This is a genomic window from Schaedlerella arabinosiphila (assembly GCF_003885045.1).
Taxonomy (GTDB): Bacteria; Bacillota; Clostridia; order Lachnospirales; family Lachnospiraceae; genus Schaedlerella; species Schaedlerella arabinosiphila.
Genome location: NZ_RHJS01000002.1, coordinates 2,808,925 through 2,834,342, shown reverse-complemented (window position 1 = coordinate 2,834,342; position 25,418 = coordinate 2,808,925). Strand labels below are relative to the sequence as shown.

Sequence of the window (25,418 nt, the reverse complement as noted above, 5' to 3'; positions counted from 1 at the left end):
CTGCTGGAAAAATCCTTGCGCGGACGGGGTTTCTGTGCTATACTACTAACGTTGCAAAAAACACGTATGCCGGGTTTTCCGCAGGTGCCTAAGTCTGTGAGAGCAGGACGGTTTTGGAAAATGAGAAGCATACGGAAGATTAAAACCAATGGAGGAAAGAAACATGAGCGTTATTTCAATGAAGCAGCTTTTAGAGGCAGGTGTTCATTTTGGACATCAGACAAGAAGATGGAATCCTAAGATGGCTCCGTACATCTATACGGAGAGGAACGGCATCTACATCATCGACCTGCAGAAGTCCGTGGGCATGGTGGACGAGGCTTACCAGGCTGTAGCTGACATCGTGGCAGAGGGCGGTACAGTCCTGTTCGTAGGAACCAAGAAGCAGGCGCAGGATGCGATCCGTACAGAAGCAGAGCGCTGCGGTATGTTCTATGTAAATGAGAGATGGCTGGGCGGTATGCTGACCAACTTCAAGACAATCCAGAGCCGTATCCAGAGACTGAAAGATATCGAGAAGATGGAAGAGGACGGAACCTTTGACGTACTGCCGAAGAAGGAAGTCATCGAGCTGAAGAAAGAATGGACGAAGCTGGAGAAGAACCTGGGCGGTATCAAGGAGATGAAGAGAGTTCCGGACGCGATCTTTATCGTAGACCCGAAGAAGGAGAGAATCTGCGTTCAGGAAGCACATACACTGGGCATTCCGCTGATCGGAATCTGTGATACCAACTGTGATCCGGAAGAACTGGATTATGTGATTCCGGGCAACGACGATGCGATCCGTGCAGTGAAGCTGATCGTATCCAAGATGGCGGACGCAGTGATCGAGGCGAATCAGGGAGCCGCTGAGGAATATTATGATGAAGCGGAAGAAGCAGCGGATGAGGCTGTAGAAGAATAAAGTTACTGTGAATAGTAACAGAATAAAGTAAGATCGGAACCGGACAGATAGGGAGAATCCTGTCTGTACTATATATAGATGGAGGAAAAGAATCATGGCAATTACAGCAGGCTTGGTGAAAGAGTTAAGAGAGATAACAGGCGCAGGCATGATGGACTGCAAAAAGGCTCTTACGGAGACAAACGGAGACATTGACGCTGCAATCGAATACCTGAGAAAGAACGGACAGGCAAAGGCTGAGAAGAAGGCCGGAAGAATTGCTGCGGAAGGAATCGTCCGCACGGTTGTGAAGGATGACAAGGTTGCGGCAATCGTAGAAGTCAATTCCGAGACCGATTTCGTTGCTAAAAATGCGGATTTCCAGGCATTTGTAGAGGCGGTAGCGGCTCAGGCGGCAGAGACAGACGCAGCGGACATCGACGCGTTCCTGGCAGAGGCGTGGAAGGAAGACGGCAGCAAGACCGTGAAGGAAGCGCTGGTAGAGAAGATCGCAGTGATCGGAGAGAACCTGAATATCAGAAGATTTGAGAAGGTTCAGACAGACGGCTGTGTGGTTTCCTATATCCACGGCGGCGGACGGATCGGCGTTCTGGTTATGGCTGACACAGACGTAGTCAACGACGAGATCCGGACATGCCTTAAGAATGTGGCAATGCAGGTTGCGGCTATGTATCCGAAGTATGTTTCCCGCGCGGAAGTATCCCAGGAATACATGGATCATGAGAAAGAGATCCTTCTTGCACAGGCAAAGAAAGAGAACCCGGAGAAGCCGGAGAATATCATCGAGAAGATGATCATCGGCCGTCTGAACAAGGAACTGAAAGAGATCTGCCTGTTAGACCAGGTATATGTTCAGGACAGCGACCTGACTGTTGCAAAATATGTTGACAAGGTTGCAAAGGAAAACAATGCAAATGTCACAGTAACGAAGTTTATCCGTTTCGAGACAGGCGAAGGTCTGGAGAAGAAAGTGGATGACTTTGCGGCAGAGGTAGCGGCACAGGCAGGAATGTAATACCCAAACAATCCGTGCAGAAAAAGCAGGATTGCCTGTCAGTTTTCTTTGACAGTCATTATATCAGATAAATTGAGCTTGCAGGCTCTGTGAAAATCCGCAGTTGTTCGTAAGACTGCGGATTTTTCTTACTTTACAGGAAACATTTCGCTTATGCGGCCCGCGCACCCTTTTTATGATTGCATGCAGAAAATCACACTTTTGAGGAATACTGCATAGTATAAAAGAAGGCAGGTTGGCTGCAAGAGGGAGGTCATTACATGAAGAATATTTTAAAAAGTCTGCCGTTCAGGCTTCTGTTAGGAGTCGCGGCAGGAATCATCATCGGTCAGTTTGCAAATGTGACCGTGATGAACGTGGTCGTAACCATCAAGTATATATTAGGTCAGCTGATCACATTCTGCGTTCCGCTGATCGTGATCGGATTTATCGCCCCGTCGATCACAAAGCTGGGAAACAACGCGTCCCGGATTCTGGGCGTGGCGGTTGTCTGCGCATATGTTTCGTCCATACTGGCGGCGTTTCTGTCCATGGGGGCCGGGTACGGGCTGATTCCGCATCTTTCCATCGCGTCCGATGTGGAAGGGCTCAAAGAGCTTCCGGAGGTGGTATTTCAACTGGATATCCCCCAGATCATGCCGGTCATGAGCGCGCTGGTCTTTTCCGTGCTGGTAGGGCTTGCCGCCACCTGGACAAAGGCGTCCGCCACCACGCGTATCCTGGATGAGTTCCAGAAGATTGTACTGGAAGTGGTAAAGCGGGTGGTCATTCCGCTGCTGCCGGTCTTTATCGCATTTACCTTCTGCGCCCTGTCCTATGAAGGAACCATCACAAAGCAGCTTCCGGTATTCATCAAGGTGGTGCTCATTGTCATGGCGGGACATTTCATCTGGATGGCGGTGCTCTATGCGGCAGGCGGGATCTATTCCGGGAAAAATCCATTCCATGTGATCCGCAATTACGGGCCGGCCTATATCACGGCGGTGGGAACCATGTCCTCCGCGGCCACGCTGGCCGTTGCCCTGAACTGCGCGAAAAAATCCGAGCCCACGCTTCGGGATGACATGGTAGACTTCGGAATCCCGCTGTTTGCGAATATCCATCTCTGCGGTTCCGTATTGACGGAAGTATTCTTCGTGATGACGGTATCCAAGATCCTGTATGGAACGATCCCGCCGGCAGGAACCATGCTCCTGTTCTGCCTGCTGCTGGGTGTATTTGCCATCGGCGCGCCGGGAGTGCCGGGGGGAACCGTGATGGCTTCCCTGGGACTGATCACGGGAGTGCTGGGATTTGACGAGACAGGGACGGCGCTGATGCTGACCATCTTTGCCCTGCAGGACAGCTTCGGAACTGCCTGCAACGTAACCGGAGACGGGGCGCTGACCATGATCCTGACCGGATACGTCCAGCGCCACAAGATCGAGAAGCAGGAGATTCGGATCGACTTTTAAAAAAGCGGTCAAAGCAGCTCGGAATTTTGCAGAGTCGGATTGAACGCATCCTGGATGGTGCGGATGGGCCGGTCGTCTAAGACGTAATCCGGGGGAAGCTGCCGGGGCGACATGCCCGTAAGCTGTTTGAAAACCCGGTTAAAATGCCTGATCGTGTCAAATCCGCACCGGACCGAGATCTCGGTGATGGAGAAATCCGCATTCTTATCCTGGAGCAGTTCCACCGCGTGCTTCAATTTTACGGAGTTTAGATACTGGGAAAAGGTCATGCCGGAAATCTTCCGGAAAAATTTTGAGAAATAGGGCTCTGAAAGCCCCATAAACGCAGCCGCCTCAGAAAATGTGATGCGGCTGTATTTTTGTTCGATCTCATCCAGCAGACGTTTGTAGTGGGAGATGGAAGACCCTTCTCCGGCCGCGGCCCTTTCCTCCAGATCTTCCCCGCGGAAGATCCGGATCATCAGGGAGACAATGGATTCACAGCACTGAAGTTCAAAAAAAGGCCGGCGCTGCGCCAGTTCCCCGCGGATTTCGGCCAGGCATTCCAAAATGGGATAGGGATGCGTAAGCTTGGCCTGGCAGAGCTGATACCGGCCCAGCAGGTCCTGGATGAGGGCAGAGTCAAAGAGAGCCATTTCCACGATGCTGTCCTCCCCGCTTTTGATGTAATGGATCTCCCCGCTGCCCAGAAAGACCGCGTCCCCGGAATCCAGAGTGTATCTGCGGTGGTTGTCGGAGACAGTGACGTTTCCCTTCTCTATGTAGATCAATTCGCTTTCCAGATGCCAGTGGGGGAGGTTGTGGAGGTTCCGGTAACGGCCGGTCCACACCCGTTCTTTTCCTTCGTAATTTCTTTTTTCAAAATTCGCTAACATAAAAAAACCTTTTTTCACACATTTCTTACTATTTTATCCCAAAGATTAATAAATGTCCATAACTGGATAACTATTTTCTTTCAATCTTACCCGTTTTACAGTATACTAAATATAACAGAAGTAATTTGCGTTCAAAAGAAAGGAGTCTTTGAATTATGGACAAAATGAAAACAGCAGAAGCCATTCGCTCGGGCCAGACAGTACTGGGGATTGAATTTGGTTCCACGCGGATCAAGGCCGTCCTGGTGGATACGGAGAACGCGCCCATCGCTTCGGGAGGGCATGACTGGGAAAACCACTATGAGGACAATATCTGGACCTATTCCATGGAGGAGGTCTGGGCAGGCTTAAAGGACTGTTACGGACAATTAAAAGAGGACGTGAAAAGCCGGTACGATGTGTCCCTGACTACGGTGGGAAGCATCGGGTTCAGCGGCATGATGCACGGCTATCTTCCCTTTGACGAGAATGGGGAACAGCTTGCGCCTTTCAGAACCTGGAGAAATACCATCACCGGACAGGCTTCGGAACAGCTTTCAGAGGTTTTCCGTTTCCACATCCCCCAGAGATGGAGCATCGCCCATCTGTACCAGGCAGTTCTCAACGGGGAAGAGCACGTGAAGGATGTGCGTTTCCTGACCACGCTGGCGGGCTACATCCACTGGAAGCTGACCGGGGAAAAGGTGATCGGAATCGGGGAGGCGGCCGGTATGTTCCCCATTGATTCCGACGCAAAAGATTTCGACGCAGGGATGCTGGAGCAGTTTGACGAATTGGTAGCGGACCGGGGATTTTCATGGAAGATCCGTGAACTGCTTCCCAAGGTGCTGGTGGCAGGCGAGCAAGCCGGAACACTCACAGAAGAAGGGGCACGGCTGCTTGACCCCAGCGGGGAACTGTCGGCAGGAATCCCGCTGTGCCCGCCGGAGGGGGATGCCGGAACCGGAATGGCGGCTACCAACAGTGTGGCGGTGCGCACCGGAAATGTTTCCGCCGGAACCAGTGTCTTTGCCATGGCGGTTCTGGAAAAGGCTCTGTCCAGGCCCTATGAGGAGATCGACATGGTGACCACGCCGACCGGGGACCCGGTGGCAATGGTTCACTGCAACAACTGCACTTCAGACCTGAATGCCTGGGTGAACCTGTTTAAAGAATGTCTGGAAGCCTTCGGCACAAAGGTGGATATGAATACATTGTTCGGAACCCTTTATAACAAGGCACTGGAAGGAGATCCGGACTGCGGAGGACTTTTGGCGTACAACTATTTTTCCGGGGAGCACATTACCGGGTTCGAAGAGGGGCGGCCCCTGTTTGTGCGCAGGCCGGACAGCAAATTCCAGCTTTCCAATTTTATGCGGGTACATCTCTTTACTTCCCTGGGGGCTTTGAAGACGGGGATGGACATCCTGACAAAGGAAGAGCATGTGCAGCTTGACAAAATGCTGGGACACGGGGGGCTGTTCAAGACAAAAGGCGTAGGGCAGCGGGTCATGGCAGCGTCCATTGATACCCCGGTGTTCGTGATGGAGACGGCCGGAGAAGGCGGGGCATGGGGCATGGCCCTTCTGGCTTCCTATATGAAGAATAAGGAAGGGGACGAGACCCTTGCAGAATATCTGGCACAGAAGGTCTTCCACGGGGAAGAGGGCGAAAGCATTTCACCGGATGCAAAAGATACAGCCGGATTCGAGGAGTTTATGGTACGCTATAAGGCCGGACTTCCGATTGAGCGCGCGGCGGTTGAGAGCCTGCGCTGACAGGAAAAAAAGAACAGAAAGGGAGAGATTACAAAATGCTGGAACAATTAAAAGAGCAGGTGTATGAAGCGAACATGCTTCTGCCGAGATACGGGCTTGTCACATTTACCTGGGGGAATGTCAGCGCCATTGACCGGGAATCGGGGCTGTTTGTCATTAAGCCCAGCGGCGTGGAATACGGTCGTCTGGAGCCGGAGGACATGGTGGTGGTAGACCTGGAGGGAAATAAAGTGGAGGGAAAATACAATCCTTCCTCCGATACCCCTACACATCAGATCCTTTACAAGCGGTTTCCGAAGGTGGGCGGGATCGTACATACCCATTCCTCCTGGGCCACAAGCTGGGCACAGGCTGGCAGGGATATTCCCTGTTACGGAACGACCCATGCGGATTATATTTACGGGGAGGTTCCCTGCGCCCGCAGCCTGACAAAGGAAGAGATCGAGGAGGCTTACGAGCGGAATACCGGGATTCTCATTGCCGAGGAATTTCAGCGCAGGAACAAGGATTATCTGGCGGTTCCCGCCGTACTCTGCAAGAACCACGGGCCATTTACCTGGGGAAAGGACGCCCATGAGGCCGTCCACAATGCGGTGGTGCTGGAGGAGGTGGCGAAGATGGCGTTCCGCTGCGAACACCTCAACCCGGAGATCGCCCCGGCACCCCAGGAACTGCAGGACAAGCATTATTACCGTAAACATGGCGCCAATGCCTATTACGGACAGAGCGTAGAATCATAATTCAGGAGGACAGAGTTATCATGGAACAAAAAGCATATCAATTTTGGTTTTGCACCGGATCACAGGATCTTTACGGGGACGAATGCCTTGCCCATGTGGCGGAGCATTCCCGCATCATTGTGGAGGCACTCAATGCTTCGGGCAGGCTGCCCTATGAGGTAGTCTGGAAGCCGACCCTGATTACAAATGAGCTGATCCGAAGAACCTTCAACGAGGCCAACACAGATGAAAACTGCGCCGGGGTCATCACCTGGATGCATACCTTTTCCCCGGCAAAATCCTGGATTCTGGGGCTGCAGGAGTACCGCAAGCCTCTGCTTCACCTGCACACCCAGTTTAACCAGGAGATCCCCTACGACTCCATTGACATGGACTTTATGAATGAAAACCAGTCTGCCCACGGAGACCGGGAGTACGGCCATATATTCAGCCGTCTGGGCGTGGAGCGCAAGGTGGTAGTGGGCTTCTGGGACGATGAAGACGTCCAGAAGAAGATCGGTTCCTGGATGCGCACGGCCATAGGCGTGGTTGAGAGCAGCCATGTGCGGGTGATGCGGATCGCGGATAACATGCGCAACGTGGCGGTCACCGAGGGGGACAAGGTGGAGGCGCAGATCCGCTTCGGCTGGGAAGTGGACGCCTATCCGGTGAATGAGATCGCGGAGGCGGTTCATGCCGTGTCCAGGGCGGACGTGGATGCCCTGGTGGAAGAATATTACAGCAAATATGAGATCCTCCTGGAGGGCCGGGACGAAAAAGAATTTCGTAAGCATGCGGCGGTGCAGGCGGAGATCGAGATTGGGTTCGAGCGTTTTCTCAAAGAAAAGAACTATCAGGCCATTGTCACCCATTTCGGGGATCTGGGCAGCTTGAAGCAGCTTCCGGGGCTGGCGATCCAGCGCCTTATGGAAAAGGGCTACGGCTTCGGCGGAGAAGGGGACTGGAAGACCGCGGCCATGGTGCGCATCATGAAGATCATGACCCAGGGCATGAAGGACGCGAAGGGCACCTCCTTTATGGAAGACTATACCTACAACCTGGTTCCCGGAAAAGAAGGAATCCTGCAGGCGCACATGCTGGAGGTCTGCCCGAGCATCGCGGAGGGCCCCATCAGCATCAAGGAACAGCCGCTGTCCATGGGAAACCGGGAGGATCCGGCGCGTCTGGTATTTACATCCAAAACCGGACCGGGGATTGCCGCGTCTCTGATCGACCTGGGCGAGCGTTTCCGGCTCATCATCAACGAGGTGGACTGCAAGAAGGTGGAGAAGCCCATGCCCAAGCTTCCGGTGGCAACCGCATTCTGGACGCCTAAGCCGGATCTTAAGACCGGGGCAGAGGCATGGATACTGGCAGGCGGCGCCCACCACACCGCATTCTCCTTCGACCTGACGGCAGAGCAGATGGGAGACTGGGCGGAAGCCATGGGAATTGAGGCGGTTTACATCGACAAGGACACCACCATCCGGCAGTTAAAAAATGAGCTGCGCTGGAACGCGCTGGCGTACAGAAAATAGTTTAGCCGCTGTCCTGCTATGGTGATTTTTTCAGATTTAGGTTTGAAAAGTTCTGCATTTTTGTGAGTTTTCCTTATTGAATATAGAGTCCTTCTTTCATATAATAGAACCCATGCACTTTTTGAAAGTCAGAACAGGAGGCATGCCGACTGTTCGAGTCAGTAAAAAAAGGGTGCGCAGGTTCTCTGATGGAAAACAGAAGACGTCTGCGCATTATATGAAAAGGAGGATGAATGATGAAAACATTGCAGCAGGACATGACAACCGGAAATCCGGCAAAAACCATTTTAAATTTTACATTTCCGATCTTCATTGGAAATGTGTTTCAGCAGTTTTATAATATGGCTGATACGATTATTGTAGGAAAATTCGTAGGGACGAAAGCCCTGGCGGCAGTGGGCAGCACGGGTACGATCATGTTCCTGATCATCGGCTTTGTTCTGGGCATGACCGCAGGCTTTACGGTGCTGACGGCTCAGAAGTTCGGCGCCGGTGACATGAAGGCAATGCGGCAGACCGTAGGCGGTGCGGCAATTCTTTCCGGACTGGTTTCGGTGGTGCTGACCATACTGAGCATGGCATTTATGAAGCCGCTGCTGAGATTCATGCAGACACCCTCCGATATATTCGCGGATGCCTATGCGTATATCATGATCATCTGCGCGGGGATCTTTGCCCAGATGCTGTATAACCTTCTGGCCTGCGTGCTGCGTGCCCTTGGAAACAGCAAGATCCCGCTGTACTTCCTGATTCTGTCCGCGATTTTGAACATCGGGCTGGATCTGCTTTTGATCGTGGGCTTCAATCTGGGAGCGGCCGGAGCGGCCTATGCCACGGTGGCGGCCCAGGGGGTATCGGGAGTGCTCTGTCTCCTTTATATCGTAAAGAAGGTTCCCTTGCTGCGTATGGAAAAGGAGGACTTTAGGCCAAGGGCTTCCCTGCTGAAGATGCAGCTCGGGGTGGGCTTTCCGATGGCTCTGCAGTATTCGATTACGGCGGTGGGGACCATGATGGTTCAGACCTCATTGAATCTGCTGGGCTCCACGGCGGTAGCGGCATTTACGGCGGCGAGCAAGATTGAGCAGGTGGTGACCCAGGCGTATGTGGCACTGGGAACTACCATGGCCACATACTGCGCGCAGAACATGGGTGCAGGCAAGGTGCAGAGGATTCGCCAGGGATTTAAGGCGGCGACGCTGATCTCTGCAGTTTACTCCGTAGCGGTGGGAGCATGGATTCTGACCGGCGGAAAATATATGACCTACCTGTTCCTGTCCGAGAACGTGACGGAAGTTCTGGGGCTGGTGGGCACCTACCTGAGATGTACCGGGATTTTCTTCATCCCGCTGGCGGTGGTGAATATCTACCGGAACGGCATTCAGGGGATGGGATACGGACTTCTGCCTATGACGGCAGGGATCGTAGAGCTGGCCGCAAGAGGGATCACTTCCTGGATCGCTTCCAGCCAGAGAAGCTATGCCGGGGTCTGCTTCGCGGGTCCTGCGGCCTGGGTGAGCGCAGGCGCGCTGCTGATCGGGATGTATTTCTATATCATGAAGCATGATATGAAACGGTTCGCAGGAGTTTCCCAGGAGGAAACGCCGAAGACGGAGCGGGTGGAAGTGAAAAAAAGAAAAAAAGGCAGAAAACTGCCGGCATGCTATTAAGCTGCCGGCAGTTTTTTTACCTAACAGGAAATTTCTTATGCGGCCAGCCTCAGGCGGAGAATCCTGCCATGCCGGCTTCTTTTTGTGTCACGAAGCAATCTGGTCCAGTGAACGGAAGGTATATCCCATTTCTTCCCATTTGGTGAGAAGCTCATCCAGAATCCCGGCGTTGGTTTTTGACGTGCTGTGGAGCAGGACGATGGCTCCCGGATGAATCCGCCCAAGCAGCTTATCAAAAGCTTCCTCCTTTGTGGGCTGGTCATTTTCGTACCAGTCCACATAGGCCAGGCTCCAGAAAAACGTCTGATATCCAAGCTCCTTTGCCATCTGCAGGTTGCTCACGCTGTATTTTCCCTGAGGCGGGCGGTAGAATTTTACCATGTCTTGTCCGGTAGTCTCCTTGTAGACCTTCTCCACATCCTGCAGCTCCTTCTGAAATGCTTCCTTTGACGCGATCTGGGACATGTCGGGATGGTGATATGTATGGTTTCCGACCGTGTGCCCTTCCGCGAGCATCCTCTGGATCAGCTCCTGGTTGGACGTGACATAGGTTCCCACCACAAAAAATGCGGCCGGGGCGCTGTGTTTTTTCAGTGCGTCCAGTATGGCCGGAGTATTCCCGTTTTCAAACCCGGCATCAAAGGTCAGATAGAGAACCTTCTCCCCGGTGACATCCGCATAATAGGCATTGTATTTTTTCAATTCCTCCGCGCTGGCGTTGGCCACGGGCGGCTGGCCCTCCTCCTGAAAGCTGAGTCCCCAGTTCCCTTCGGAAGATTCGATCACATGGTTTCCGGAAACGGTTTCCTGTACGCCCCCCTGTGTGAAATGCTCCTGCAGCCGGGCGGCAAAATGTCCTGCAAGGAAAGCGGCCGCAAAGAAGAGAAACAGCTTTCCGATGTAAAGAAACAATGCTTTGCTTTTCAGATCATCGGCATGTTCATTACTAGTATTCATAGAGATCCCCTGAATTTATTTTTCAATTTATTGTATTCCGGGGAGGAGAAAAGTATGTTGAGATTTCCGGACGGCCGCGCCGGCAGCAACCATGTCTGCCTAGGTATTTCTAGGAAAAATACTTCTCCTTGATCAGCGGAATCGGCATCTCCTGCCCGGTCCACAGGCGGAATGCCTCTGCCCCCTGGTACATCAGCATATACAGCCCGTTGAAGGTCCTGCATCCGGCCTCACGGGCGGTACGAAGGAGCAGTGTTTCCTTTGGATTGTAAATGACGTCGGATACCACCAGATCCTGATGGAACATGGAAGGGTTCGTGATGACAGAGCGGTCTGTGTTCGGCGCCATGCCCACAGAGGTTCCGTTGGTCAGGATGCAGCTCTCCCCAATCTCCCTGCGCAGAATGGATTCATCGTCAAAATCAAAGAGGCGGACCCGGCATTTGGTACGCTCATTTAACTGCCCGACGATTTTTTCGGCACGGGGGAAAAAGGCATCCCGGATGCTGAATACGGAAATCTCGGAAAGCCCGTCCAGCGCGGCCTGAACCAGGATGGCGGTGGCGGCCCCGCCTGCCCCCATCAGAGTCATTTTCTTCCCGATCAGGTCATGCCCGGCATCTTTGGCTGCCTGCATGTATCCGATCCCGTCGGTGGTATATCCGGTAAATACGCCCCCATCATTGACAACGGTGTTGACCGCGCCGGAGATCTCAGCGGCAGGGGACAATTTGTCGCAGAGCGTACACATCAGGTTCTTGTCCGGCATAGTCAGGTTGAAGCCCCGGACATTCAGGGCGCGCAGCCCTTCCACAGCAGTTTCCAGCCGGTCTGTCCCGACGTCGAAGGCCAGGTAGACATAATCCAGCCCGAGCTGTTCAAAGGCTTCATTGTGCATCATCGGAGAGATGCTGTGTGCAACCGGGCTTCCCAACAGCCCGGTCAATCCGGTGTGGCCTGTGATCTGTTTCATAATCTTGAACTCCTTTTTTCATGCATCTATACGGCAGACCCGGCATGTCCGGCGGACAAAAGCCAAAGCAAGGCCGGGAAGTGGAATGTAAATGAACCGTACTTCTATACTTTAAAGTGAAAAAGGGCGTTTGTCAATATTTTTGCCGCAAGATCTACACCAAAAACTCCCCTTCAAAAAATCCCGCATCCGTCGGATAGACATAGCTGTCCCCGATCTCATGCAGCAGGACAACATTGAGCCGGTTGTTCAGGTTCTTTTTGTCCAGCGTGATGGCGGCAGTCAGGTCAGAAAGAGAGACGCCGCATTCACAGGGCAGTCCGTAAGCTTCCAGCACCTCCCGGATGGATTCGGCACAGCCGGCAGGAGTCAGCCCCTTTTCTTCGGCAAGCTTCGTGATCTGGTACATGCCTATGGCAACCGCTTCCCCGTGGCTTTCACGTCCGTAATGAAAGTACTGTTCGATGGTGTGGGCAAGGGTATGCCCGAAGTTGAGCAGCATCCGCTCGCCGGTATCAAACTGGTCTGCTTCCACCACCGCCCGTTTGATATCTACACAGCGGCAGATGACAGACGCAAGCTGCCCTTTGAGGTTCTCAAAGGAACCATGCTTCTTCAGGGTATGGAAGAGGAGCGGATCTTTGATGCAGCCGTATTTGATGACTTCCCCCATGCCGTCATGGATGAAGCGCCGGGGCAGGGTGTCCAGTACATCCGGGTCGATCAGCACCAGCCTGGGATGGTAGAACGCGCCCACCAGGTTTTTGCCCTGGGGCAGGTCTACGGCGGTCTTCCCGCCTACGGAAGAATCCACCTGCGCCAGCAGGGAGGTGGGGATCTGTACCAGCCTGACGCCCCGCAGGAAGCTGGATGCCGCAAATCCCGCAAGGTCGCCGATGACCCCGCCGCCCAGGGCAATGACCAGATCACTGCGGGAGATTTTGGCCTCCAGCATGGCGGAATAGATCAGCGGCAGCGTCTGGAAACTCTTGGTCTGCTCCCCGTGGGGCAGCACCAGGGTATGGCACTCATAGGAGGAGAGGGACTCTTTTAAGCCATGGCCGTACAGCGGATAGACCTGGTCATCGGACAGGATCATGATCCGCTTCCCGGTAAATACCTGGGAAATATAGTCTGCCGCATGTTTCAAGATTCTGTTTTCAATATAGATCGGATAACTGTTCTCTTTTAAATCCACGATTAATTTCATGACATGATTCTCCTGTAATTCGATTTGCGCTTTCAGGCGCACCTTGATTTGCAGCCTGTGCTTTCGCGCAATTTTCTATCATCATAAATCATCCACGGCAGAATGTCAAATCCGGTTATGAAATTACACGAAAGTATAAACATTACTGGTTATACCAGATGAAGGGGTAAGCAGTAACGCATAAGCCGGATTCCGTGCAAACCGTAACGAAATTACTTGATTCGAACCCGGGAAAATGTTACACTGTCTGTTGAAAAAAACACAGTATGAAAATGCATTCGAAAAGAAGGAGCGGTATACAATGGAAAAGAAGATAAAAAGATATGATTTTGACAGGATCAGCGGCAGGATGGCACAGAAATTCGGTTCCATCAGGCGGGGGGAGGAGGACGCACATACCTTGACTTTGTTCTGCATGGAATCCAACCTCTTAAAGCTGCATCGTGAGGATAAAAAAAGAGACAGCAGGCGCGCGGTGGAGGCCATCCATATCTGCCTTCTGACGATCGACGGCTATCTGACAGATACCACATACGACATGGACGCTTTTTTGTCCGAGGAAAACAAGGCAATGGCCCGCGGCCTTCTGATGAGCTTCGACCCGTTTACAAATGAAGAAATCAAACATGCGCTGGGGGAGGAGCGGTTTGGTTCGGCTGATGCCATGGAATCCTATTTTGAGGAGCCGGTTAAGTGCCTGCTGCGGCTGGAAAAGTCAGTGGAGATGTGGTTAAAGGCAAGAGGGCAGGACGGGTATTTCCAATATATAGAGGATCTGATGGGGGATACCGTAAAAAAGGACACAAAAATGGAATTTGCGGTTCCGGCAGAGCTTCCGGACAATGCGGAATCACAAAAATAATGGGAAGAAGAGTTCTTGGCAATACAGAAAACCTGCCGGCGGCAGGTTTTCTGTATACACGGTATTCGATTATCGTATGTGTTCCCTCTTCCTGTGTGACAAGCCATTTGCGACATTAAATATAATATCAAGCTGGTCATCGTCCAGCGTATAAAGTATATTGACGATGTCGTTGATTTTGGCAGGATTTGGATTTTCGGAGTCAAAAAAGTCTTTTGGAGTGATCTGAAAATATTCACATATATAAAAGAAAGCCTGCATGGACGGGAAAGTCTGCCTGTTCTCAATGCGATTGATATAGCTTTCGTTCTGACCGATGGTAAGGCTCATTTCACGTGCAGACACACTCCTTTTCATTCGCAGTGAGGCCATCCGATCGGCAAAAAAATCTTCATACATCTTCTTTATCACCTCGTAAGCTATTGTATTTCATCTTTGTTCCAAATATCAGATTTTAAAAATCATATTCGTGCCCGCTTAAGATATTTTATATCATATTAGAATCTGGGATTACAGGAATTTTTTCGGAGCTGCCGGGAAAGCGGCAAATCTTGACAATTTCCACGGATAGTGCTATTTTTAATAGAAGGCGGAATGCAGATCTTAGATGTACGGAGGGGAAATGAAAGGTCTGCAGTAACCGATATAGAAAAATAGTTCCATCTGTGCGGTGGGTTGCTGATTCAACAGGTCATTTGCACTGCAATAAACTGCATGCAAATAACCTGTTGAATCGCAACCGCACAGCTGAAAATAGTTAATAGGGGAAATCGAATACAATATAAAAGGAGTGAGGAAATGAACAGAAAATGGAGGAGATTTTTCCCTGTGCTTTTTTGGATGCTGCTGTGCGTATGCATTCCAATGAAAGCTTCCGCGGCGAATTTCTCCCTGAGCGCATCGGACGTTGACGGGACTCAGAGGATCTTCCGGATTGCAATGAACCAGTCGGAAATACCCAACGTGTACCAGACACTTTTCGCGGTGTGGGGAGACCAGGGCGGCCAGAACGACCTTAAATGGTATCGGGCCGATGAGATGATGGACGGAAGCTATCTCTGCGATGTGCCGGTGAGCAATCACGGAGAGACGGGAAGCTACACGGTGCATGCCTATGTGGAGAGCACGGATGGTTACCTGTATATGATGGGGGACACCGGATTCCAGGTGGCAGAGATGCAGCAGCCCTCTTATGAGGCATACGCAAGAAATGTAACCGCGGCAAATTACAGCGCTTCAGGAGGCAGCTTCCAGGTCTGGGTTCAGGGAGTCCAGGCGGCTTCCGGGGTCAGTCAGGTACAGATCCCGGTATGGTGCTCTGCGGACCAGAGCGACATTCAGTGGTACATTGCCGATCGGATGTCAGACGGAAGCTTTATGGCAGAGGTTTCGGCGGCCAACCATGGATACCATACAGGCAGATACCAGGTTCACGCGTATGTCCTTGAGAATAACGGGACCCTGACCTTTGTAGGGAGCACGACTCAGGACGTGAGTTCCGGTTTCAGTGTATCCAACGGCAATCTGACAGTGGCAGAACGGGGCGGTGGGTCGTCTTATCAGATCGACCTGTACGGCGCCAGTATTCCGGGATTGAGCGGTGTCCAGTTTGCGGTGTGGGCGGAACAGGGCGGACAGGACGACCTGGTGTGGTATCAGGCTACCCCCTATACGGACGGCAGCTTTTCCTGTACGGTTCCCATCAGCAACCACGGACAGGCGGGGAACTACAATGTCCATGCCTATGCCGTGCTTTCGAACGGCTCCGTACAGATGCTCAGAGCAGCTACGTTTTATGTGGAAAACAATCTGTCTGCAAATGTACAGGTTGCGAATATAAATGAAAATACAGGAACATTTGACATTTTCATTTCCAATGTCAGCGCTCCGGGGGGCGTACAGACGGTTCAGGTGCCGGTATGGCATGCGGCGGATCAGAGCGACATCCGGTGGTATACCGCCCAGCTTCAGAGCAACGGCACTTATGCGGTGACGGCCAATGTGGCGAATCACAACTATAATTCAGGTAATTACAATATCCATGTGTATGTTACAGCCAACGGCGGGGCCATGAGCTGTGTCTGCGGCACCACGGCGAATATCAGAGTCAGCTATACGCTGGATTTCGCCGTGCAGACGAGAGTGGCAGGAGATGCCAATGCAGTGATCGGAAGCATTACCAATGGTTCCATGGATTCAGGGACAAAGCTGCGTACCTGTTACAACTGGGTAGTCAACAACATTTCCTACCAGACGCTGCCCATCCCTCTGCAGCCGGAAGCGGGCTATTCACAGGAAGAGTGGTATGCCATCTACGGACTGGAACAGAGAAGAGGGGACTGCTACTGTTATGCGGCGGCGTTCGCGGCAATGGCGCGTCAGCTTGGATACAGCGCAACCATGATCAGCGGTTCCGTGCCGCTGTACTCCGGCGGATGGGGACCCCATGCCTGGGTTGAGATTTATATGAACGGCGCAACTTATATCTGCGATCCGGAATCCCAGTATGAATATCCCGGCTACGGATTTTATATGACAACCTATGCAACGGCTCCCTATGCATATCGGAAATAGTTTGAAAAAAGGTAAAGGATGATTTATGAAACGTGCGATCATAACAGGGCTTCTGGTCATCGGGGCGGCATGCCTGATCCTGGGCTGCTCTAAGAAGGAAGGCGCTGAGAAACAGGACAAGGCAAACACGGAGGCTTCCGGGGAATCCGAAGACGAAGAGGAGAACGAGAAAGAGCCGAATGAGGAAAAGGACGGCTCAGAAGAGGATGCGCAGGCGGAAGATGCAAAGCCGGACGAGGCTGAGACAGAGGCCGGGCAGAAGGTCATCGGAACCGAGTCTGCCGATGCCCATAAGATCATGCTCACCAATCATACAGGTGAAGCGATCACAGGGTTTACGGTGAAGGCTTCCACGGATGAAGCGTTTCCTGACAATTTGATGGACGCGGATATGAAGGTGGAACAGGATGAGACGGTCTGTCTCTATTACGCGCCGTCCCAGGCAGAGGGTCAGGGGACCGGCACCGGGAAGATGCTCAGAACCACCTATGAATTCAGCATTTCCAACGAGAGCGGCCAGGAGGTCCGGATTGCCGGGCTGATCTTCGACGATATAGAAGCGGCAGAGCTCTGCTTCGAGGATGAAGTCGGATTTATCAAATATGTCAGTGTTGACTCCGGAGAGGAGATCAGCACCAAGGAAATGGCGCTGTCCATGCAGGCCCAGTAAGAAACCGGCGCAGAATACGCATGATTCCTGCGAAGCTGCGGGCCGGGCAGACATGCTTGTATGGTGATTGAAAGCGCCGGAGAAGCTTCAAAGGCGCGTTATGTAGGCAGGAGGTGCGAAATGCATCTCCTGTTTTTGCGTATGCCGCTGGCAGAAAGGCTGCCTCTTCCACGCTGTTTTGAATATCGGCTTCTTTGAAAAAGCTGCTGGGAACTGCTCTGTATTTGTTTTTGCATCTTGGGCAGCGGGATCAGTAACGCCGCCGGCACCATGTTTCCAGCAGGTTGATCAGGGAGTACAAAAGCATTGCCATGATGCAGAGGAGGATGATGCTCATCAGCAGCCAATCCATCTTAAATACCTGACTGGAATAAATAATCAGATATCCCAGCCCGCTCCGCGCCGCCAGAAATTCCCCGATCACGACCCCCACCAGGCAGAGTCCGATATTGACCTTCATATTGCTGATGATGGCAGGGATCGAGCTGGGAAGGACGACCTTGGTAAGAGCATGCCACTTGTTCCCGCGCAGCGTGTAGATCAGCTTGATCTTTTCCAGATCCACGCCGGTAAAGCTGGTATACAGGTTCAGGATGCTTCCGAAGATCGCCACAGACATTCCGGCTGCGATGATGGTGGTCTGGGTGGCGCCCAGCCATACGATCAGAAGCGGGGCGAGGGCGGACTTGGGAAGGCTGTTGAGCACCACCAGATAAGGGTCCAGAACCTCTGATAGCCCGCTGCTGCACCAGAGCAGTACAGCGGTGAGGATACTGACGGCGGTGGTCAGCAGGAAGCTGGCAATGGTCTCATAGAGCGTGGTCCAAAGATGCAGGAAAATACTTCTGTCCGTCACCATTTCCCAAAAACAGACGGCGACATGCGAGGGACTGCTGAAAATAAAGGAATCAATGATTCCGGCATGGGCGGATAATTCCCACAAAAAAAGAAAACACAGCAGGATCGCGGTACGTGAGATGCACACAATACGCCGGTGTCTTTTCCTGCCGTGCAGGAAGTTTTTCTGTCCGGTAGAGAGATCAGGCATTGGTATTCAGCTCCTTCCAGATGATATTGAAATAATGCTTAAATTCCGGCGCATTCCGCCGGTTCATGGGAGTGTCCTCTTCCAGTTCGAATGTGATGGGAACGACTTTGGCTACGGCGGCCGGCCGGGCGGTCAGTATGATGACCCGGTCTGCCATGCTGACCGCCTCGGAAAGGTCGTGGGTCACAAGGACTGCGGTCTTATGTGCATCCCGGAGTATCTGGCCGATGTCGTCGCAGACCGACAGCCGGGTCTGGTAATCCAGGGCGGAAAAGGGTTCATCCAGGAGCAGGATATCCGGGTCCAATACCAGGGTTCGAATGAGCGCCGCCCGCTGGCGCATTCCGCCGGAGAGCTCGGAGGGCTTTGCGTTTTCAAATTGCTTCAGCCCGTACAGCTCCAGAAGCTCATGGGCATACTCCCGGGAACGGTCGGTGAGCATATGCCGGATCTCCAGCCCTAAAAGGACATTGTGATAAACCGTCCGCCACTCGAAAAGGTGGTCATGCTGCAGCATATATCCGATGTTGGTGGTGCTGTCCCGGAGCGCCTTCCCGTTCAGATTTACCTGTCCGTCCTCCGGGGCGATGAGGCCGCAGATAATGGACAGCAGGGTAGATTTGCCGATGGGGCGGCAGCGGCAACTTTTATGTAAGCAGCCTGCACAGAGACGGAGAAACCCTATTGCCTTTCTTTTAATTGGGCCAGTTCCCGATATACGGTGGGGACGCTGCAGTTGAGGATTTCAGCGATCCGATGGACAGCCCCCTTCACTAAAAACAATTTTTTCTCCTGGAGCATGGAGAGAATCAAGATCCGGTCATCTCTCGTGAAATGCTCCGGTACCTTTTCCTTATAGAGACTGTGGAGTACCTGATTGATTGTGTTTGCTGCGTTGTCCTGAAAGGTTTCGCTGTTTGAACCGCTGCTGCCTTCGAGCCTCGCACTGCCGCGGACGAGTCCGCCCAACAGCAGAGCCGTGTCGCTGATAAGCTGAAAGCAGGTCGTATCCATATTGATACAGAGCATACCGAACAAGGTGCTGCGGGATTTGATAAAATATGTGGATGACTTCAGCAGCTTCTGATCCCTTGTATATCCGGAATAATTTGCGATAAAATCCCGGTGCTTCCATTCTTCATTTTTAATCATGCGTTCTGCCAGATCTGTCATAGGCGCGCCGATACTGCGCCCGCTGATATGGCCGTTGGTGATCGCGACAATCTTCTGGAGCCTGCAGTCCAAAAGTGCGACTTCGCAGTGCTCTCCGAGTGCGGTTCCCAGAAAAGGAACCAGTCTTTTGTAATAATCCATGATTTCGTCCATTTAGAAAAACCTCCCGATTTGATATAGATCCTTTCATGCACTAGCTTCGAATGTTCCCTAAGTCTGTCCGTCTTTCCGATGAGCAAGAAAATAATTTTGAGTAAATTTAATAAAAGTTTTACTGATCGGTGAAACCGAATTGATGTCATTATAGATGATTCCGAGATCCCGGAAAGGCTCTTCCGCAATCTTTCTGGAAGTGATCGGAAGGTTCAGATAATCTTTAAAGGACATTTCAGGAAGAATACTGACTCCCAGATTTTGCGCGACCATGGAGACCGTCAGATTATCGTCGGAAACAGAATAGACGATATTGTAGTTTAAATGATATTTCTGAATGAGCTGCCCTACCTGATGATTCGGCCCCTCCCCGGGCATGATAAAAGAATCAGTCTCCAGATCGCGCAGAGAAACCGTTTCTTTGCGGGCGAGCGGATGCTTGCAGGACAGGATGGCGCACAGGTCTTCCCGAAAAAATTCAATCGTCTTGAAGGGAAGGGACGGCGTAATGGAAGTGATCCCGAAATCAACCCTTCCGCCAGCCAGCATTTCTTCTATTTCTTCGTAATTTCCATCAATTACAACAATATGTATTTGTGGGTACTGCTCCTTAAACGCAGACAGCAGTTTTGGAAAATAATGGATGGCCAGGCTTGGAATTGTGGCGATGCAGAGCGTACCGGTCCCTGGATCGTGATAGGAGGCGAGACTGAAGTCCAACGCATTCTGGGCGTCTACGATATTGCGGATATAAGGAAGGATATCAATTCCGGCCCTGGTAAGGCTGATGTTATTGTTTTCCCGATTCAGCAGTTTAAATCCAAAGGATTTTTCAAGGTTAGAGACAGAATGGCTGACAGCGGACTGCGTATAGCCGAGTTCTTCCGCGGCTTTTGAAAAATTACGGCATTCCAGGACTTTGAGAAAAATTTCGTATTTTACAGTATCCATAAGCTCCTCCTTTAATTCTGGTGGACTGGCTGCAGGATCATCCGTCAGCGCACCAGCGTTGTCTGTTTCATTTGTGCCTCTGGCTTTATATATATAATAATATTTTTTTATCAGAATTATGTATGAGGATGATTAATATTCCTATGAATTTTATTTGTTAGACGATTTGCGCATTTGCTGATATGCTTTAACTAATAACAGGCAATTCAAAATCAAATATAAAATAATCAGAAAATTAAGAGATTTGATTGTGCCGATCAAAAGAAACAAATGAGCGGGAAATGAAGATTTGATAATAAATTATTAATCCAGGAGGGACAACATGAGTGAGCTGACCGGAAGAATTTTTAATATTCAAAAATGCTCCATCAGGGACGGAAGGGGGATGCGGACGACCGTATTTTTCAAAGGATGCGGACTGCGCTGCCTGTGGTGCGCCAATCCAGAAGGAATTTCTTTTGCACCGGAGATCTCTTTGAATCCGGTGAACTGTATGGGCTGCGGGTTCTGCCTGAAAAAATGTCCGGCAGGCGCGGTCCGGCTAGACGACAAAGGGGCCATGCAATATGACCGTTCCAAGTGTAATGCATGCGGCCTGTGCGCCCAATTATGTCCCACGGAGGCAAGGAAACAGTTTGGAAAGGAATATACAGTGGAGGGCTTGTTCCGCCGTATTTATCAGGACCGTTTTTATTTTGAGCATTCCAAAGGAGGGGTTACCTTTTCCGGAGGCGAGGCGCTGATGCAGCCTGAATTTTTACTGGCGGTCTGCAAGAAGTGCAGAGAGTATAAGATCCATGTAGCGATTGAGACATGCGGATGCGGCAATTATGAAAGATTCGCACCCTGCCTGGATTACATTGATTTTATTTATTTTGATATCAAGCATATGGACGAGAAGATGCATCAGAAGATTACGGGGCAATCCAATGTACATATTTTGGAAAACCTAAAGAGGATCAGCGAACACGGCAATGAAATCTGCGTACGCACACCTGTGGTTCCCGGCTGGAACGATTCCGATGAAAACATCCGGGCTACGGCGGAATTTATCACGTTGCATGGAAGTATCAGGCGATATGAGCTTTTGGCTTATCACAAGCTGGGAATCAACAAATACAAGATTTTGGACAGGCAGTATCAGTTGGATGATGTAGAGGAACCGGATATAGTTCATATGCGGCATCTGGTAGATACGGCGAATGAAATTCTTCTTCCGGTCGGGAAAAAATGTTTTTACAACAGTGAAAACAGCGCTGATGAGTAGAAGAACTATGGAAAACATCCCGCTGAATCAGGGGGGGTTTATAAAAAACAAAAGGAGGCAATACTATGAGCAGCAAGAAGGTTGAATTTCTGAAAGCACGGCTTCGCAACACGCATCCGTCTATTTCCGTGGAAAGGGCGAGATTAGTCACGGAATTTTACCGCATTCCGTCCGTGGAATCTCCGGTGTCCAGAAAGGCACATCTTTTGGAGTATCTGCTGGAACGGATGACCATTTTTATCAATCCTGAGTCTATTTTCGTGGGGGACCATGGGGAGAGGTACCGTTCGGTACCGGCGTATCCGGAGTGGGGCGCGAACTGGATTTTGGAGGATATTGATACGTTTGATACCCGTTCTACAGACAATATGTGCTGGGTGAAGCCGGAAGACAAAGAGGAGCTGATTAAAATCTGTACAGAGTGGAAGGGGCATGGATTCCGCGAGGTGATCGACAGCCGTCTCCCGGAGGACATGAAGCAGGCTTCTCTGGACGGGCTGATCACCATCGGTTCCCGTATCGTTTCCACCGCAAGCCATATGCCGCAGTACGGCGTGATTTTTGAAAAAGGTTTCCGCAGGATGATGGAAGAGATTCAGGACAAGCTGGATCACATTGAGCATTATGATTTTGTCACGCAGGAGCAGAAGGACACCTGGGAGGGGATGCTTATCACATTAAATGCCGCAGTCAAATTTGCCCATCGGTATGCGGACCTGGCGCGTGAAATGGCGGCAGAGGAACAGGATGAAAAACGGAAAGGGGAGCTGCTGCGTATTGCAGAAACCTGTGAACGCGTACCCGAGCTGCCGCCGAGAACCTTTTATGAGGCAATGCAGTTTTTCTGGTTCATCCATCTGATCTATCAGATTGAAAATGCAGGACATAACCATTCTGTAGGCCGTTTTGACCAGTTTATGTATCCATATTTCCAGCACGATATGGACAACGGAGTGGCCACAGAGGATGAGATTGTAGAGATGATCGAGTGCATGCTGATCAAGTGGACGGAGATTTTTGAACTGCGTGACCACATTGAGGCAGAGGCATATGCAGGGTTCCCCATGTGGACAAACATTACCATCGGAGGTATCAATTCGGAAGGTAAAAATGCATGCAACCGTCTGACCTATCTGTTCCTGGAAGCTGCGGACGGGGCACAGACGACACAGCCGGCAATCTCTTTCCGCTACAATAAGAAAATCGACGAGGAGACTTTTAAGAGGGCGTTGAAACTGACCCAAAAAGGTCTTGGACAGCCGGCATTCTTTAATGACGATATCAATATCCCGCGTGTATTAGCCAATGGCTGCAACGACATCCGGGAGGCACGGGATTATGCCATCGAAGGCTGTGTAGAGGCGCAGGTACCGGGAAAAACAGACTTCCGTCCGGTAGCCGGATTTATCAATATCTTAAAGGTGCTGGAGCTGACCATGCACAACGGGGTTGACCCGAAAACCGGCCGTCAGTTCGGACCGAAGACCGGCGCCATGGAAGAGATGGACAGCATGGAGCGGTTTATGAAGGCATACAGGGAACAGCTTGCATATATCATTGATTACCATCTGCAGGCATACGGCATCTGCTCCGCGCTGCATTCCCAGATCTGCCCCACGGTCTTTGCATCAACCCTGGTGGACGGATGCATCGAAAAGGGACGTATCCTCCAAAAGAACGGTGCCAAATACAGCAGTACCGGTACGTTCATCAGCGGCGTCGCGAATGCGGCGGATTCCCTGGCGGCGATCGACCAGGTCGTATTCCGTCAGAAGCTTTTGACGCTTCCGGAACTGACGGACATTCTGGATCACAATTACGAGGATCATGAAGAATGGCACCAGATGCTGCTGAATAAATATGTCCATTTTGGAAATGACGAAGATCTGGTTGACGACTACTGCCGCCAGGTAGTGACCTTCTGCGCGGAGGAAAACCGGGCGCATCAGGATTCCAGATTCGGACAGTACGAGCTGATCCTTCTGAACCAGACATACAACATCTGGCAGGGACGTGTTGTAGGAGCGACGCCGGACGGACGAAAGGACGGAGAGCCCCTTGCCAATAATGCTTCTCCATCGAACGGCATGGATCGGAACGGCCCTACCGCGGTTGGCAATTCCATTGGAAAGATGGATACGGTGATGGTTCCGAAGGGAGTTCTGGTGAATCATAAGTTTGACCCGGCAGTTGCAAAGGGGGAAAAGGGACTTGAGATGCTGGAAGCATTTGTAAAGGGTTACTGTGAAGCCGGGGGACAGCATGTGCAGATCAATGTGGTGGATACGAAAACCTTGCGTGACGCGCAGGAGCATCCGGAAAATTATAAGAACCTGATGGTACGTGTGGCAGGATATTCCGCGTTCTTCGTGGAGTTAGACCCGAGGGTTCAGGAAAATATCATCGGACGAACAGAGCATACAAGCTGCTGCTGACCGCAGAAGTTAGAAAAGGCTTGGGAAGGAAGTTATCAAAGAGAGGAATCAGGCGAGGAATACAGATTAGATAAATTGAAGGAGGGTTTTCATGGAAAAAAAGAATATGAGCGGAATGACATTTTTTAAACTGGCGGGAGCGCTTCTGGCGTTCCTGATCGGTTCCGGATTCGCGTCCGGGCAGGAGACGATCCAATACTTTTCGGGTTACGGCTATATGGCGGTCGGAGTAGGCCTGATCAACTTTATCATGATGTATGCCACATATGTTGCCTACGCTTATGCGGGGCGCACCAGGGGACTTACGGATCTGAAAGAGGTTACCACGTTTTACGCAGGAAAAATCTGGGGGAAGCTGTTTGAAATATTCGCATGGCTGTTTGTTGCATGCTGCTATATATTCATGTGCTCAGGCGGAGCGTCTACATTTAACCAGCAGTGGGGCCTGGCAATGCCGGCCGCGATTGCGATCATGGTCGCGGCATCGGTGGCAACCGCAATCTTTGGTCTGAACCGTGTTGTAGATATCATTGGCTTTATCGGGCCGGTCATTGTGTGCTTTACCTTGATCGTTGGACTGATTTCCGCATTCACATTCTTCCCGCGGATTCCGGAGGGAATGGCACTTTTAGACAGCGGCGCGGTTTCGATTACGAGGGGAACAAACCACTGGCTGACGGCGGGGCTGTCCTTCGGCGGATGCTCGCTTTTGCTGGTTTCGAATTTTGTTGCCACTATGGCACATCAGAATCGTGAATATAAGTTTGCGCCTTTTAAACTGGTTCTTTTCACAGGTGCGTTTTTTATCTCCACGGTTTCCGTGCTGATGGGGCTGAACCATCTTGGAAATATTGAAGAAGCATCCACTGTCGCGATTCCGAATCTGGCATTGGCTTCGGACATTATGGGATCTGTAGGTACGTTGTTTGCAGTGATTATTATTTTGGCGATTTATTCTACGATCTGTCCGTCCCTTTGGAATACAGTCAGCTTTTTTATCAAAGATGACAAGTCAAGAAACTACAAATTTGCAGTGGTTGGATTTGGTGTGGTTACATATTTTGTATGTCTTTTTGTGCCGTATCAGCAACTGCTTGGATTTATCATGACATATTGCGGTTACTCAGGAGCAATCGTTTTTGTTGTGATCGTAGCAAGATATATTATGGTGAAATCAAAGGATAAAAATGAAGGCATTGAAGCTTAAGTAAAAGAA

21 protein-coding genes and 1 pseudogene are annotated in these 25,418 nt (G+C 51.2%); 13 read left to right on the top strand and 9 right to left on the bottom strand.

Annotated features, from left to right (window positions below; translation table 11 throughout):
* The first annotated feature begins 163 nt into the window (after window positions 1-163).
* The 3 genes from rpsB (at window position 164) to EBB54_RS13740 (ending at window position 3,373) form a co-directional block, all read left to right on the top strand.
* A complete protein-coding gene (gene rpsB, locus EBB54_RS13750) occupies window positions 164-904 on the top strand; it encodes a 30S ribosomal protein S2 (protein WP_004073775.1) in 741 nt (246 codons plus the stop codon).
* Window positions 905-998: 94 nt separating this feature from the next.
* Window positions 999-1,919: a translation elongation factor Ts gene (gene tsf, locus EBB54_RS13745; protein WP_004073776.1), complete on the top strand. Its 921-nt coding sequence runs from the start codon at window positions 999-1,001 to the stop codon at window positions 1,917-1,919.
* Between the two features lie 260 nt (window positions 1,920-2,179).
* On the top strand, window positions 2,180-3,373 hold the full coding sequence (locus tag EBB54_RS13740) for a dicarboxylate/amino acid:cation symporter (RefSeq protein WP_004073778.1): 1,194 nt from the start codon (window positions 2,180-2,182) through the stop codon (window positions 3,371-3,373).
* Window positions 3,374-3,381: 8 nt separating this feature from the next.
* Here the strand turns inward: EBB54_RS13740 and EBB54_RS13735 are convergent, their stop codons facing one another.
* Complete coding sequence (locus tag EBB54_RS13735; protein ID WP_125127826.1) at window positions 3,382-4,248, bottom strand: helix-turn-helix transcriptional regulator; 867 nt, start codon at window positions 4,246-4,248, stop codon at window positions 3,382-3,384.
* 155 nt (window positions 4,249-4,403) lie between these two features.
* Here EBB54_RS13735 and EBB54_RS13730 point away from each other — a divergent pair, with 155 nt between their 5' ends.
* The 4 genes from EBB54_RS13730 (at window position 4,404) to EBB54_RS13715 (ending at window position 9,929) form a co-directional block, all read left to right on the top strand.
* On the top strand, window positions 4,404-6,005 hold the full coding sequence (locus tag EBB54_RS13730; protein ID WP_125127825.1) for a xylulokinase: 1,602 nt from the start codon (window positions 4,404-4,406) through the stop codon (window positions 6,003-6,005).
* A 35-nt stretch (window positions 6,006-6,040) separates the two neighbouring features.
* Window positions 6,041-6,745 carry an L-ribulose-5-phosphate 4-epimerase gene (locus tag EBB54_RS13725; protein ID WP_125127824.1) on the top strand — a complete coding sequence of 235 codons (705 nt, stop codon included), beginning with the start codon at window positions 6,041-6,043 and terminating at the stop codon, window positions 6,743-6,745.
* Window positions 6,746-6,765: 20 nt separating this feature from the next.
* Entirely contained in the window at window positions 6,766-8,262 is a 1,497-nt protein-coding gene (gene araA / locus EBB54_RS13720) for an L-arabinose isomerase (protein ID WP_125127823.1), read from the top strand.
* 236 nt (window positions 8,263-8,498) lie between these two features.
* On the top strand, window positions 8,499-9,929 hold the full coding sequence (locus EBB54_RS13715) for an MATE family efflux transporter (protein ID WP_125130796.1): 1,431 nt from the start codon (window positions 8,499-8,501) through the stop codon (window positions 9,927-9,929).
* A gap of 87 nt (window positions 9,930-10,016) precedes the next feature.
* On the opposite strand, the gene EBB54_RS13710 is transcribed toward EBB54_RS13715, so the two are convergent.
* The 3 genes from EBB54_RS13710 to aroB all read right to left on the bottom strand — a co-directional run bounded on the left by EBB54_RS13710 (window position 10,017) and on the right by aroB (window position 13,069).
* Window positions 10,017-10,886, bottom strand: coding sequence for a polysaccharide deacetylase family protein (locus tag EBB54_RS13710; RefSeq protein ID WP_125127822.1), 870 nt, complete (start codon window positions 10,884-10,886; stop codon window positions 10,017-10,019).
* Between the two features lie 109 nt (window positions 10,887-10,995).
* Window positions 10,996-11,859 carry a shikimate dehydrogenase gene (gene aroE, locus EBB54_RS13705; RefSeq protein WP_125127821.1) on the bottom strand — a complete coding sequence of 288 codons (864 nt, stop codon included), beginning with the start codon at window positions 11,857-11,859 and terminating at the stop codon, window positions 10,996-10,998.
* 154 nt (window positions 11,860-12,013) lie between these two features.
* The gene (gene aroB / locus EBB54_RS13700; protein ID WP_125127820.1) at window positions 12,014-13,069 is read right to left on the bottom strand and encodes a 3-dehydroquinate synthase; all 1,056 of its coding nucleotides are present in this window, start codon (window positions 13,067-13,069) and stop codon (window positions 12,014-12,016) included.
* Between the two features lie 301 nt (window positions 13,070-13,370).
* Here aroB and EBB54_RS13695 point away from each other — a divergent pair, with 301 nt between their 5' ends.
* Window positions 13,371-13,931: a hypothetical protein gene (locus EBB54_RS13695; RefSeq protein ID WP_125127819.1), complete on the top strand. Its 561-nt coding sequence runs from the start codon at window positions 13,371-13,373 to the stop codon at window positions 13,929-13,931.
* 69 nt (window positions 13,932-14,000) lie between these two features.
* Here the strand turns inward: EBB54_RS13695 and EBB54_RS13690 are convergent, their stop codons facing one another.
* Complete coding sequence (locus tag EBB54_RS13690; protein ID WP_004073797.1) at window positions 14,001-14,330, bottom strand: helix-turn-helix domain-containing protein; 330 nt, start codon at window positions 14,328-14,330, stop codon at window positions 14,001-14,003.
* 429 nt (window positions 14,331-14,759) lie between these two features.
* On the opposite strand from EBB54_RS13690, the gene EBB54_RS13685 reads away from it, so the two are divergent.
* Both EBB54_RS13685 and EBB54_RS13680 read left to right on the top strand, forming a co-directional pair.
* Window positions 14,760-16,505: a GBS Bsp-like repeat-containing protein gene (locus tag EBB54_RS13685; RefSeq protein WP_162307133.1), complete on the top strand. Its 1,746-nt coding sequence runs from the start codon at window positions 14,760-14,762 to the stop codon at window positions 16,503-16,505.
* 25 nt (window positions 16,506-16,530) lie between these two features.
* Window positions 16,531-17,175: a hypothetical protein gene (locus tag EBB54_RS13680; protein ID WP_125127817.1), complete on the top strand. Its 645-nt coding sequence runs from the start codon at window positions 16,531-16,533 to the stop codon at window positions 17,173-17,175.
* Between the two features lie 250 nt (window positions 17,176-17,425).
* Here EBB54_RS13680 and EBB54_RS13675 read toward each other — a convergent pair whose 3' ends face one another.
* The 4 genes and pseudogenes from EBB54_RS13675 to EBB54_RS13660 all read right to left on the bottom strand — a co-directional run bounded on the left by EBB54_RS13675 (window position 17,426) and on the right by EBB54_RS13660 (window position 20,500).
* Entirely contained in the window at window positions 17,426-18,223 is a 798-nt protein-coding gene (locus EBB54_RS13675; RefSeq protein WP_125127816.1) for an ABC transporter permease, read from the bottom strand.
* Window positions 18,216-18,848: pseudogene (locus EBB54_RS13670) on the bottom strand (ABC transporter ATP-binding protein); the annotation flags it as partial. The pseudogene EBB54_RS13670 and the gene EBB54_RS13675, both read right to left, overlap by 8 nt.
* Before the next feature lie 56 nt (window positions 18,849-18,904).
* Window positions 18,905-19,549: a helix-turn-helix transcriptional regulator gene (locus EBB54_RS13665; RefSeq protein ID WP_125127815.1), complete on the bottom strand. Its 645-nt coding sequence runs from the start codon at window positions 19,547-19,549 to the stop codon at window positions 18,905-18,907.
* A gap of 57 nt (window positions 19,550-19,606) precedes the next feature.
* Window positions 19,607-20,500: a LysR family transcriptional regulator gene (locus EBB54_RS13660; protein WP_125127814.1), complete on the bottom strand. Its 894-nt coding sequence runs from the start codon at window positions 20,498-20,500 to the stop codon at window positions 19,607-19,609.
* 322 nt (window positions 20,501-20,822) lie between these two features.
* On the opposite strand from EBB54_RS13660, the gene EBB54_RS13655 reads away from it, so the two are divergent.
* The 3 genes from EBB54_RS13655 (at window position 20,823) to EBB54_RS13645 (ending at window position 25,409) form a co-directional block, all read left to right on the top strand.
* Window positions 20,823-21,767, top strand: a complete 945-nt coding sequence (locus tag EBB54_RS13655) for a glycyl-radical enzyme activating protein (RefSeq protein WP_125127813.1) — start codon at window positions 20,823-20,825, stop codon at window positions 21,765-21,767.
* 65 nt (window positions 21,768-21,832) lie between these two features.
* Window positions 21,833-24,202: a glycyl radical protein gene (locus tag EBB54_RS13650; protein WP_125127812.1), complete on the top strand. Its 2,370-nt coding sequence runs from the start codon at window positions 21,833-21,835 to the stop codon at window positions 24,200-24,202.
* A gap of 91 nt (window positions 24,203-24,293) precedes the next feature.
* Window positions 24,294-25,409 (top strand): YkvI family membrane protein, encoded by a 1,116-nt coding sequence (locus tag EBB54_RS13645; protein WP_125127811.1) that lies wholly within the window; start codon window positions 24,294-24,296, stop codon window positions 25,407-25,409.
* The last annotated feature ends 9 nt before the right edge of the window (window positions 25,410-25,418 follow it).